Below are 12,199 nucleotides of genomic sequence, written 5' to 3' on the forward strand. Positions count from 1 at the left end.
TGCATAGAGTTGAACAGATTGCCACATCGCATTGACCTTAGTTACTATATGTCATCTTTCATGCTCCTCGCAATGACAGCAACAATTACTCCTTGGACAATATGATCGCCGGAAGCCCCAAAGCCTTATACGCCTCATTATATCCCTGCATCTTCGTATTCACAATGGCATCCCGCTCGGTTTCAAAAGTTGCCCACTGGTTTTTCAAATCTTGTAATCGCTCTTTGGCACCCTTGGTTACTTTGGGTTCTGCGGCATCGGCATAGTCTTTTAGTTCCATGAACTCGGCGTTCAACTGGTTGTGGTAATTGATGACGTCTTGAAAGGTTTTTTGTTTTGGCTGTATCAATTTTGCTTCCCAAGCGTCGATACGCTCAATAAGTGCCTCGCCCTTCTCTAGAAGATCTTTGGCTTGGTCATTATCCTTCAACAACTTGGCATAGGTTTCCAATTGTATTTTTGCGGAACGCATTTGGCTCACTGATTCATGAATTTCGGTAATGGCCCCTTCGACCACGCGCAGGAACTGCTGTTGTTCCGAATAGTCTTGGGCCGAAGCTTCCATATATGGATTTGGAAGCACGGTCACTTCGGACTCGGATACCTCATCATCCAAAGTCAATCGCAAGGTATACGTACCAGGCCCGACTCGTGAACCTTCATAACTGCCATAGGCAAACACCTTATCGACCGCCGGAAGTGTTTCACGTCTAAAATTCCAAGTGAAGCGATTATAGCCTTTTTTGGAAGGAATTACTTCTGGCTTTGATGGGCCACCTGGCCAAGACTTAAACTCTTTATCTTTTTTGTTGGTATAACTTCGAATGACCTGGCCGTTTTTGAGAACTTCCAATTTCAAGTCGAGGCTATCGGCATTCTTATCCAAATAATAATCCATGATGACGCCACTTTTTGGATTTTCGCCCAAGCCCGGAACCGGTTTATCGGTACTTCCCCCAAAAAAGAGATAGGTGTTCTTCGGCTTAAAGATTTCAACCAATTTCTTAGGATTTCCCAAACTCTGAACGGCACCGACATCATCCAGAATCCAAAAGGAACGTCCTGCCGTGGCCGCCACGAGATCATTGGTCTGAAATTTAAGATCGTTGATCGGTACCACCGGAAGATTCAGTTGAAAAGATTGCCAGTTCAGGCCATCATCCAAAGAAATAAAAAGTCCGGTCTCGGTACCCGCGTACAACAGACCCTTGCGTTTCGGGTCTTCACGCACCACGCGAACAAAGGTATGGTCGCCTGTGATGCCATTGACAATACTCGTCCATGTAGCACCATAATCGGAAGTCTTGAAAATATACGGCTTCAAATCCATCTGTTTGTAACGCATGACTGCTACATATGCCGTTGCGGGATCATGGGGAGAAACCTCGATACTGTTTACTATTCCCTCGGACAAATTTGGCGGCGTTACATTTCCCCAGTTTTGTCCTCCATCCTTCGTGATATGGATAAGTCCATCATCCGATCCGGCCCAGAGCACGCCCTTTTCATGGGGCGATTCTACCAAGTACATTAACGTATTATAATTTTCGCCTCCTGCGGCCTCATTGGTATAAGGGCCACCACCGGGGCCTTGTTTGCTTTTATCGTTTCGTGTCAGATCAGGACTGACCACCTCCCAACTATTTCCGGCATCGGTAGTCTTGAAAACAACATTGCCAGCGTGGTAGATTGTATTTCGGTCATGTGGAGAGCTGATAATGGGCGCGTTCCAATTAAACCGGAATTTAAAATCTTTGGGTACATTGCCCAATGCCAGTTCAGGATATTCTTTGATAGCTTTCCCAGATCGCGTCGCTCGCACCCATTTTTCGATGATACCTTGATAACATCCACCAAAAATAAATTCAGGATTATCGGGGTCAAAAGCGGCATAGGCACTCTCACAACCTGCGACTGAATACCAGTCTTTCCAATCGATACCGCGACCATTGGTTCGACTGGCAATGGCAATCGCTGAATTATCCTGTTGCCCGCCGTAAACATTATAAGGCACCAGATTGTCTGTATTTACACGATAGAACTGAGCCGTAGGCTGTTCTTGCTGTGAACTCCAGCTTTTCCCACTATTGTTCGATATGTTTGCCCCACCGTCATTCGAGTTTATCATTTTCTGATTATCGTGCGGATTGATCCATAAATGATGGTTGTCGCCATGTGGAACAGCCAAAGGGCCAAATGTCTTGCCTCCGTCAATCGATTTTGTCACCGGTGCGTTCAACACGTACACGATATTCTCGTTCTGTGGATCGGCGAAGATTTCCATATAGTACCAAGAACGGGTCACGTTTATGCGGTCTTTATTGACCTGTTTCCATTTTTTGCCCGCATCTTCGGAGCGGTACACTCCCGCTTTTTCTCCTTCCGCTTCGATTACGGCGAAAACTAGTTCGTTATTTGCTCTTGAAACGGAAATTCCCGCTTTACCAAATTCTTCGGGAAGGCCCTCTTTTAGTTTTTCCCAAGTAGTGCCACCATCCGATGATTTGTATAGCGCCGAACCCTTTCCGCCGGATTCCATCGTCCAAGGATACCGTTGATGTTCCCACATGGCCGCATAAAGGATCAATGGGTTTTTCATATCCATGGATAAGGCAGAGGCCCCGGTTTTTTCGTTTACAAAAAGCACTTTTTCCCAATTGGCGCCACCATCCGTTGAACGATAGATTCCACGTTCGGAAGTCGGGCCATATTGTGCACCTTGGACAGCCACAAAAAGGATATCTGGATTTGTTGGATGTATGATAACATCCGAAATATGTCTCGTATTATCCAATCCGATATGCTTCCAAGATTTTCCGGCATCAGTCGATTTATACACCCCATCGCCCATGGAAGTCATCACACCCCGTGCCGCATGCTCGCCCATTCCGGCTATCACGATATTCGGATTGCTTTCGGAAACGGCAATGGCACCTACGGTTCCGGTCTTCAGAAATCCATCGGAAACGTTTTTCCAAGTAATGCCGTCATCAACGGTTTTCCAGATACCACCGCCAGTAGAACCGAAGTAATACGTCATGGGTTGACCAACGACCCCCGAGGAAGCAACACTACGCCCTCCTCGAAACGGACCGATATTCCGCCATTTGAGTCCGTGGAACATCGAGTCTTGGACAATCGTTGTCGGTTGAGTATTTTTCTTTTTTCTTTTTTGGGATTGTGCTGCAAGGGGAATAATTAGCAACGCGATCAGTACAAGTCGGATGGTTTTCATTTTGTTGGTATTTATGTTATTATCTCAATCTAGTTTTTTGTCCAAGTTCAATATAGTATTCAACAGGACATTTGCTCCGTTCGCCATATCTTCGGCCGAGGTAAATTCTTTGGGCGAATGGCTGATACCGTCTTTGCTGGGCACGAAAATCATTCCCGTGGGAGCGATGGTTGCCATATCTTGAGCGTCATGACCAGCACCGCTGGGCATTTTATTAGTAGTCAACCCTAATTTTTCAGTAGATTTTTTGATTTCTTCCTGAATGGAAACATCCGTCAAGGCAGGTGCCGCAGTAGTATCCAAGGGTCGAAACTCGATCTGCACATCGGAAGTCTTTGCGATTTCCTCGCCTTTTTGCTTAATGGCCTGATAGACCTTTTCGATGACATCGGCGGATAGGTCACGAATTTCCAAACTGGTCACGACTTTTCCGGGAATGACATTGGGCGCACCCGGTTCGGCACTGATCCGTCCAACGGTTGCTACTTGGCTCCCATCAAAACTGTTGACGGTTTCATTGACGGTAACGATAAATTTGGCAGCGGCCAAAAGTGCATCTTGTCTTGCATCCATCGGAGTGGTGCCGGCGTGATTGGCGAAGCCCGTGAATTCCACATCCCACCATTTTAGGCCTACGATACCCTCGACGATTCCGATATCGAGATTTTCCTTATCAAGAATTTCGCCTTGTTCGATATGAAGCTCCAAGAAGGCGGTCATATCGCCTTTTTCGCGTTTCACTGCGGAGATTTTGGTCGTATCCCCGCCCAATCTCATAATACCCTCGCCCATAGTATAGCCAGTCGTATTGACCACTTCAAAAGCCTTTTCGGATAAATGTCCGCTCATGGCGCGACTTCCCATTACGCCACCTTCTTCATTCGAAAAGATGATCAACTCAATTGGATGTCTCGTTTTGATATTGTTCTCGTTCAAGGTCTGGATGATTTCCAAAGCGGCCATCGAGCCAACACAGCCATCATAATTACCACCATTCGGTACCCGGTCGATATGTGAACCAAAGGAAATCGGTTTCAGACCGGATTTCTTGCCCTCACGAATTCCTATAATATTTCCCGCAAAATCAATGGAAGTTTTCAGGCCCATTTTTTCCAGTTCGCCAATGACCCATTTTCGGGCTTCGATATCGGCATCGCTAAAGGCGACACGTTCTGTCTCGCCATTTTCCTGAATGCCGAATTTGGCCAAATCGAAAATTCGGGCTTCGAGACGATTTTGATTAACCTTTGTTTGCGAATTTGCGGCAATAACGAAAAAAATAAGTCCAGATAGTAGCAAATAGAAATTTTTCATAGTCATTATCTTAATAATCCAACCCCTGCTTTTTCATTGCCCGGCGATAATTCATTGCGACAGCATCGAATTTTAGATGCAGTTCTTCTGTAAAATCAAAGGGCACTTGTTCAGGTCGTTGCGATTCAACGATTCGTTTATCTTGATCAAAAATGACCTGTTCAAAGTTTTGAAGGATGGTATCAGGTTCGTTCAAGTTATAATTGCGTCCAATGATGCAAAAGCCTCTACATTTATTTTTGGAAATAGGCTGTGAGGCAAAAAAGTACACCATGCCCTTCTCGCCACCCCACCCGAGTCGTAAAACTATGGTATATGGTAAATGCAACCTATATGTACTTCGGCGTTCAGGTTTGACCACATCATCATTGGCGAATATGGGAAAATCATCGGTATTGCTGGCCTCAGGTCGTACGACGGAATAATGAAGAACAGCATCCTTAATTTCAACCTTACATTCGGGTACTTCAGGTCGTTCGGGATCACCTAAAAGGCCGGGATGCACCCAAGGGAAATGCCCAAAATCGGTAAAATTTTCGACTTGACGCGAACTATCACTTCTCCAATCGAAAGGGCCGGTATTTACCAATTTCCATGAACCATCTTCGTATTCGGGTATTTCCGGTAATGGATATACGGGATCTTTTAAGGCTACCCAGACCAATCCGAATTTTTCTTGACAGTGATAAACAGGTGTTTTTGCCTTAGCAGGTATTTGCGCCTCGGGCGCTTGGGGAATAAGTACACAATCTCCCTTTTTGTCATATTGCCAGGCATGATACGGGCAGACGAGACAATCATCCTTTATCCAGCCTAAAGAGAGTGCGGTTCCCCTATGGATACATAAATCACGCATGGCATGTACTTTCCCGTCTGATGTACGCCAGACAACCACGGATTGTTCCAGTAGAAAGGTCCCGTAGGGCTGATCTTTTATTTCATGCCCATAACCTACTGGATGCCAACAAGCATACAATTTCTCTGGAAATGTTTTTTGTTCAATCATTTTTGTGATTCTAAAAGGAATCTTTTTTGATTTCAGGATTTCTTGCGCATTGTAAAAGTTTGTCCAAAGCCTTTCTGTCCAAAAATTTTCCTTGCTTGATTACGGCACTTATTCGTCTTGTATTCGCAATATTTTCTAGGGGATTGGCATCTAGAACAACCATATCTGCCCACATATTTTCTTCTATATGCCCTATTTCATTGTCAAGGTCGAAGTATTTAGCGGGATTTATTGTGGCCGTTTTGATGGCTTCCAAAGGGGTCAATCCGACTTCCACTAATAACGCCAATTCTTGGTGAAGGCTTCGCCCAGGGGTCAAAAAGAAAATGGGGGAATCCGTACCTGCCATGATGGGTATATCGGCCTGGTGCATTTTGCCAACGATGTTCAAGAACCATTTAGAATATTGATGTCCTGAACTTGGCACTGGTTCTTTCATGATGATTCCAATCTCATTTTCCCAAGCCGTAGCAATGGTATCCGGCAGTGCGTTAAAACTTTCTTGCCAATCGGCATCGGCAAAATATCGCGTACTGTACGCTTTTGCCAAAGTAAGGGTCGGAATTTGCCAGGTGTCGTTTTTGGCTAATATTTCCAGCACTTCCGAGGCCTTCTTTTCATCGTAATTATCGATGGCCTTGATTCGTTGCATTTGATGAATCTGCGTCCGCAGTGCGGCACCTTCATAATGTTCTTCGTTTTCTAGAATTTTTCGTCTTTCAAGCAAGAGCTCATCAGCATTCGATGCAAATGAAAATTCGACATTGCGAATATGTTCCATGCTGTTCAACCCTGCATTCGAAGCACTTATGACATCCATGCTCAACGGAATGTGACCTGTAACTTTGAGCCCTTTTTCCTTTGCAAGGCGCATAATGGTCATAAACTGTTCAATACTCAGCATCTCGTAGGCCTTTAGAAAATCGATGCCTAGGCTGTCAAGTTCGTTTACCTTTTTTTCGATTTCCGATTCAGAACCCAACCGAACGGAAAGCGGTGGATGCCCAGGGTCCCTACCGTCATATACATTTGGTGTTCCGTCGAGAAGGGGTCCGGCTATCATAACGCGAGGAGCCTCTGTTGGATTTGCCAGTGACGCGTCCTTCCATTTTTTTACGAATTCCATTCGACCCCCAGTATCTCTTACACTGGTAATGCCATAGGCCAAAAATAGGTCGAACATGCTCGGTGCCAACGATTCGATATAGGCAAAATGCATGTGTGCATCCCAAAGACCGGGCATAAGAAATTTTCCGGTGCCATCGATGATTTCGTTCTCAGCAGAAAGTTGTATCTGATTTGATGGAACGACTTTATGAATTTTGCCTTCCTTGACAATCACCGTCTGATTCTCAATAAGGCCCTTTTCAGGGTCGATAATGGAAATGTTTTCGATACAGTAGGCTTCTTCAAAAACTTCTCCCTTAGGGTGACAACTAATAAATATAACAAATATCAAAAAGGTTGAAAGTAATCGGGAGGGCTCCATTGATATCTCGTTTAATTCTGTCCCCCATTACGTTCAGGACTGCGGGGTTCGGGCCAAGTACGCTGTTCCCCGGTTCTCGGATTAATGCCTAATACCGCCTTTTCGCGTGAAGTTTTATTCGGATCTTCGCTAGCCATATAGGCCAAGATTGCGGTCAAGATGGCATTGTTGCGAACATCGTCAAAAACGATTTTATCATAGGTGTCGAGGTTGGTGTGCCAAGTGTAGTTCCAATAACTCCAACTCAAGGAACTCAATGAAAAGCCTGGAGCACCTGCGGCAACGAAAGAAGCGTAGTCGGAACCTCCACCTCCTGGATTGCCCGGGAAATTGGTCTCGATATGTTGTGTAATATCTTTAGGAACTGCCTCAAGCCATTTTCCGACATAATCATAGGCGTGTAAAAATCCCTGACCTGAAATATTGACTACGCGGCCGGTACCATTATCCTGATTAAAAAGGGCTTGTAACCCTTCGACAATATCAGGATGATCTTCCACAAAAGCCCGTGAACCGTTTAATCCCTGTTCCTCACTGCCCCAGTGTCCGACTATGATAGTCCGCTTCGGATTCGGATATACTTTTTTCAGGATACGCGCCGCTTCGAGCATGGTAATGGTACCGGTACCATTATCGGTGGCTCCTGTGGCACCGTCCCATGAGTCGAAATGGGCGGATAGAATAATGTATTCGTTTGGTAGTTCTTTTCCCGGAATTGTCGCAATGGTGTTAAAAGTGGACACCGTACCCAACTCTTTTGATTCGGCCACTACCTTTATCTTCGGATTTTTTCCATGTTCGAGCAAACGATACAACATTCCATAATCTTCCAACGAAATGTCAACGGCAGGTATCTTTTTGGTACCTGCACTAAAGATCTTGTTGGCTCCGAAACCATTCGACCAACGTGATTGTACAATACCTATTGCACCAGCTTTTTCCAAGGCTTCATTAATGTTACGGCTGGTGTAGCCCATATTCCTGAAATTTTGACGCCATGCATCTTCCTTGACCTGTATGTCTTTCTTCATCTTTTCAAAAGATTCTTCGGTAGCGAATTCTTCCCAATTGTAATCGGGTCTTCCTGTGGGTTGTTCCATGGAAACCATAACGAACTTGCCTTTTACATTGGGCAACCATTTGACAAAAGCTAAAGAATCAGAAACGGTGGGCAGCGCAATCAAATTAGCGGTAATTCCTTTCGGACTGGTACCTGGGCTCCATGCCAATTGCATGCCGCTTAATGTTACCACTCTAGGTTCGATCATATCGATATGGGTAATACCACGCTGCCAACCGCGCCATTTGCCCCATTCTTCATTCTTGGCCTCGATGCCCCATTTTTTATAGGTCTCGACCGCCCAATCATTTGCCGCTTTCATTTGTGGCGTACCGACCAAACGTGGACCGACAACATCCATCAATTCGTGAGCAAGTTGTTCCAATTGGGAATTTTCATTGGCTTCTTTTTGGATGGCGGCCACGATTTCTTCAGTAGATTGTGCGGATAAAAATGTTCCACAGATAAAAAGCACGAAAAGCGCGGATAGTAGTTGTTTTTTCATTTTCCTAGAGTTATTTGAATAGCGAAAACTAATATAAGGATAAATAGGATTTTAGCCCCGTTGAGAACGAGGAAAGATGGGTACAAAGGTGAGATTAGTTACTACTGTTTTATCGCAGCGAATTCTTTGAGGCGTTTTTGATACATCGCGATTATCGATTCGGGTTCCCCCTCGTCGTTCTCGGTTTTGCCATGCCCCAAAGAAATATAAGTAGCCAGTTGGCCTTTTTCAAAATAGAATTCGCAGTTCCACGCTACTTGGGTAAAGGAGTCCATAGGCATAAAGTCTCTGGTTTCCTTGGCGTAACGCAGCTTTCCGTCTTCTTCGAAATAGACTTCTTGGTTAAAAGTTTGTTCAGAATGCGATTCGATTTGGAGGATGCGGTTTCCGTTTTCAAAGGTACAGACTTTCCAGAATTCTATTTTGCCATCGGAATTCGTAACGGCATTTTTTTGTTGGACGGAACATTCTTTTTGATTTTCCTGATAAAGGAGGTTGATATGGGTACGGAGTTCGTTTTCATTTTCTGGTGTTTGTGCGAGGGCGAAACCGAAAATGAACAAAATAGCAAGAAAAATTATTTTTTGCATTCGATTTATTTAGTTGTTGCGCATATCAATAACACTGACTGGTTTTCTACCCAATTTCGACATCCGTAGTTTATTTATTTCCTCTTTAGGGCGAAATTCCAGATTGGGTGTTACGCGAAGTTTTGATCTAAAGTGGTCTTTGATATCTTGTAGCAATTCCTCAGAAGGATTTTTGGAAGCTATTTTAATACGGATCTCATCGGTGCCGATGTCATTGTGATAAATTTCAATGACAAAACTATCCACCTCTGGAAAATCGTTCAAGGCATTGTGCATGGCGGGGGGATATAGCGTAGTGCCCTTATATTTGATCATTTGTTTTTTACGACCCACCACGGGACCGAGACGGAGTGTTTTCCTGCCACAGTTACAGGGAGTATCATAAGCAATGACTATATCGCCAGTCTTAAATCGCAACAGTGGCATGGCCTCAACACCTAAAGTAGTAATTACAAGCTCGCCCTCGGTGCCAATGGGAACGGGATTATTGTCGTCATCCAAAATTTCGGTAATGATCAATTCGGGGTGTTGATGTCCGCCTTGCTGTTCAGAACATTCGGTAAAAGCCGTGCTCATTTCCGTACTGGCGTAGGTGGAATAGAGTTCGATATCCCAAGCCGATTTGATCTTCTTTCCCAACGTATTTAACGCAAAGTCTTGATTGCGCAGTGATTCGCCAATACAAATGGCGCCCTTGATACCAGAAGCGTTTAAATCGATGTCATGCTGATGGGCATATTCGATTAATATCAAAAGGAAGGAAGGCACAACGATCAAGTACGTCGGATTGAATTTTTGAATAGTATCCCACTGCAGTTCAGGAATTCCGGCCCCAACTCTGATAATACCTGCGCACAATTTTCGTGCGCCGAGAAAATAAGCCAACCCGGCCATAAAACGGCGATCAATGGTGGTGGTCAATTGTAGAATATCTTCTTCGGTAACGTTGGCACAGGCAAAGGAAATCGATTCGTTATAGGCCAATCGATCGAGATCGGCGTCGGTCAATCCGATAGTTACGGGTTCGCCCAAGGTGCCCGAAGTGGTTACAAAATCGACGATTTTATTTTTCGGAACGCACAAAAAGTCGTCATTGTATTTTTGAAGCTCTTCTTTGGAGGTGGTCGGAATTTTGACCAGATCTTCTAAGGTTCGGAATGCGTCCGGACTTATTTTATGTTTTTTGAACAACCTGCTATAATAGGGTGAACTGGAATTCAAGTATTGAAAAAGTTCTTGGAGCTTTTCTTCTTGAAATGCTTTTATCTCTGCAATGGATGCCTTTTCGATTTCGGGAATCATCAATTCAATCTTCGTTTCAACTTACGAATATAACGCTCTACTTCTTCTTTGTTAGGGATAGTCGTGATTTCTTTGGAGGCGGCCTTTTCAAAAGCCTTCAATGCCACCGCGTCATATCCTTTGTTATAATTATATAGTCCGATTAGGTAATGCACTTCCCAAAATTCGGGATTGCTTTGTTCAAATTCATTGAGCACTTCATTGTCTAAATGTGTTTCTTGAGCAATTGCGTTGCTGACCATTTCTTCTAAATCACGATATTTTTCGTAGTTATGGTATGCTTCCGAATATAAAAAGGAATCTTCCTTGATATTTTGATTTGATTTTGAAAGCGATTTGCTTGTATCGATTTTTCGGTCTTCTGTAAAGATTTCTTTTAAATCGTAAGCGACGAATTCCCCCAATTGATATGGATTGCTAGAAACCCAGACCATCAAATCTTCCGGTTTAAAAACGATACCATGATGTGCCAATAGTTGGTTCAACGCCTTTTCGTTGCCATAGCCAATTTCTGTGTCGCCCAGGCCCTCTTTGTTTCTTAAGATATCGACCGCAATTTCTGGAGTTACTTTTGGACTTTCCTCCAGCAATTCTTCCATTTTTTCATAGCGATATTTTGAATGGCTTTCGAGAATGTGTTTTTGGTTTTTTTATCCCCATCATAGGCCGCACTTTGAAAATGGTTCGAGCAAATAAGCTGATTGGAATTTTCGACTTCATATACTCCGAAATTCTTTGGGGAAACTTCTATGATTGCCGCTCGTTTGTCTTTGGCACTTCCCACAAAAATGGATTCTGAGACAAAGACTTCCCGTTTTTTGGCGATGGCGATGGCCTCCTCAATAGTCGAGGCGTATTGCAATATTTCCCGTGTGACTAATGAAATAGGTGTTTTTGCAATTAAGGGAAAATTTGATTTGCCCGCATTGATGGTCACGGTCAGGCCTTGGTCGTTCATACCGGAGAGTACGCCAATGAATCCGCCCCACGTGACGGACATAAAATTGTGACCCTCCTGCGGTTTTATAAAAGCAATAATCTTATTCTTAGCGAATTCATCACCTGCATAAAAGTCGAAGTTACGGCCGATGATCAGTTTGCCGTCCTCTGTGTGACCTCCCCATGCTGCAAAGGAAGAACAACCGACCAACGCCAAGTCTTGCAATGCATGGCCGATATCGTGCGCCCCGTGAAAATACATGACCCTTGGGTAGGCTTCGGCAATATGATCGAAATCCTTTGAGGCGTATTGTGACATTCCCAAGATTTCTGCTTTATACTGCTCGTCTATGTTGAGATACATTTTACGATTGAACCAGGCCAAGAACTTCCGGAGCAAGTTCTGTTTTCCTTTGGAAGGAACTAGTTCATCGATTTTTTTGATAAAAATATGTTCTTGTTTATTGAAGAGTTCTTGGGTCAGACTTCCGGTCTTGAGTCCGAGTTCGTAGGGGTCGCCATCGACATACAATTCCCATTGGCCTTTACGATTTTTGGTTAGGAAGTTATCCTCTAAAACAAAAGTAGAATCGTTGAGTTTGGTGCGTTCGGGGATTTTGGATTTATAATGCGAGACGTCAGGCATATCGCGTAATGATTTTTTTACACCACAGGAAACCAGAACCAAAAGCAATCCCAATGAGAAAAGAATACTACTTATGCTATATGATTTGTTACGCATCTATTTATGAACGATTT

9 protein-coding genes are annotated in these 12,199 nt (G+C 44.0%); all 9 read right to left on the bottom strand.

Annotated features, from left to right (window positions below; translation table 11 throughout):
• Nucleotides 1-85: 85 nt before the first annotated feature.
• Nucleotides 86-3,235 (bottom strand): VPS10 domain-containing protein, encoded by a 3,150-nt coding sequence (locus N8A86_RS10420; RefSeq protein WP_273565324.1) that lies wholly within the window; start codon nucleotides 3,233-3,235, stop codon nucleotides 86-88.
• Between the two features lie 24 nt (nucleotides 3,236-3,259).
• Nucleotides 3,260-4,549 carry a Zn-dependent hydrolase gene (locus N8A86_RS10425; RefSeq protein ID WP_273565325.1) on the bottom strand — a complete coding sequence of 430 codons (1,290 nt, stop codon included), beginning with the start codon at nucleotides 4,547-4,549 and terminating at the stop codon, nucleotides 3,260-3,262.
• A gap of 10 nt (nucleotides 4,550-4,559) precedes the next feature.
• Nucleotides 4,560-5,555 carry an aromatic ring-hydroxylating oxygenase subunit alpha gene (locus N8A86_RS10430; RefSeq protein WP_273565326.1) on the bottom strand — a complete coding sequence of 332 codons (996 nt, stop codon included), beginning with the start codon at nucleotides 5,553-5,555 and terminating at the stop codon, nucleotides 4,560-4,562.
• A gap of 10 nt (nucleotides 5,556-5,565) precedes the next feature.
• Nucleotides 5,566-7,044 carry an amidohydrolase family protein gene (locus N8A86_RS10435; RefSeq protein WP_273565327.1) on the bottom strand — a complete coding sequence of 493 codons (1,479 nt, stop codon included), beginning with the start codon at nucleotides 7,042-7,044 and terminating at the stop codon, nucleotides 5,566-5,568.
• Between the two features lie 11 nt (nucleotides 7,045-7,055).
• Nucleotides 7,056-8,609: a M20/M25/M40 family metallo-hydrolase gene (locus tag N8A86_RS10440; RefSeq protein WP_273565328.1), complete on the bottom strand. Its 1,554-nt coding sequence runs from the start codon at nucleotides 8,607-8,609 to the stop codon at nucleotides 7,056-7,058.
• A gap of 101 nt (nucleotides 8,610-8,710) precedes the next feature.
• Nucleotides 8,711-9,199: a hypothetical protein gene (locus N8A86_RS10445; RefSeq protein WP_273565329.1), complete on the bottom strand. Its 489-nt coding sequence runs from the start codon at nucleotides 9,197-9,199 to the stop codon at nucleotides 8,711-8,713.
• 9 nt (nucleotides 9,200-9,208) lie between these two features.
• Nucleotides 9,209-10,501 (bottom strand): flexirubin biosynthesis putative acyl-CoA ligase FlxY, encoded by a 1,293-nt coding sequence (gene flxY, locus N8A86_RS10450; RefSeq protein WP_273565330.1) that lies wholly within the window; start codon nucleotides 10,499-10,501, stop codon nucleotides 9,209-9,211.
• Nucleotides 10,501-11,100 (bottom strand): hypothetical protein, encoded by a 600-nt coding sequence (locus N8A86_RS21565; RefSeq protein WP_337251581.1) that lies wholly within the window; start codon nucleotides 11,098-11,100, stop codon nucleotides 10,501-10,503. The genes flxY and N8A86_RS21565 overlap by 1 nt, the downstream gene beginning before the upstream one ends.
• Nucleotides 11,067-12,182 (bottom strand): C45 family autoproteolytic acyltransferase/hydrolase, encoded by a 1,116-nt coding sequence (locus tag N8A86_RS10455; protein ID WP_337251582.1) that lies wholly within the window; start codon nucleotides 12,180-12,182, stop codon nucleotides 11,067-11,069. The genes N8A86_RS21565 and N8A86_RS10455 overlap by 34 nt, the downstream gene beginning before the upstream one ends.
• Nucleotides 12,183-12,199 lie beyond the last annotated feature (17 nt).

The sequence above is a fragment of the Maribacter halichondriae genome, assembly GCF_027474825.1.
GTDB lineage: Bacteria > Bacteroidota > Bacteroidia > Flavobacteriales > Flavobacteriaceae > Meishania > Meishania halichondriae.

Excerpts from the sequence above, each read along its gene's own strand:
- N8A86_RS10435 (WP_273565327.1), bottom strand. The coding sequence starts at position 7,044 with ATGGAGCCCTCCCGATTACTTTCAACCTTTTTGATATTTGTTATATTT.
- N8A86_RS21565 (WP_337251581.1), bottom strand. The coding sequence starts at position 11,100 with ATGGAAGAATTGCTGGAGGAAAGTCCAAAAGTAACTCCAGAAATTGCG.
- N8A86_RS10445 (WP_273565329.1), bottom strand. The coding sequence starts at position 9,199 with ATGCAAAAAATAATTTTTCTTGCTATTTTGTTCATTTTCGGTTTCGCC.
- flxY (WP_273565330.1), bottom strand. The coding sequence starts at position 10,501 with ATGATTCCCGAAATCGAAAAGGCATCCATTGCAGAGATAAAAGCATTT.
- N8A86_RS10455 (WP_337251582.1), bottom strand. The coding sequence starts at position 12,182 with ATGCGTAACAAATCATATAGCATAAGTAGTATTCTTTTCTCATTGGGA.
- N8A86_RS10440 (WP_273565328.1), bottom strand. The coding sequence starts at position 8,609 with ATGAAAAAACAACTACTATCCGCGCTTTTCGTGCTTTTTATCTGTGGA.
- N8A86_RS10420 (WP_273565324.1), bottom strand. The coding sequence starts at position 3,235 with ATGAAAACCATCCGACTTGTACTGATCGCGTTGCTAATTATTCCCCTT.
- N8A86_RS10430 (WP_273565326.1), bottom strand. The coding sequence starts at position 5,555 with ATGATTGAACAAAAAACATTTCCAGAGAAATTGTATGCTTGTTGGCAT.
- N8A86_RS10425 (WP_273565325.1), bottom strand. The coding sequence starts at position 4,549 with ATGAAAAATTTCTATTTGCTACTATCTGGACTTATTTTTTTCGTTATT.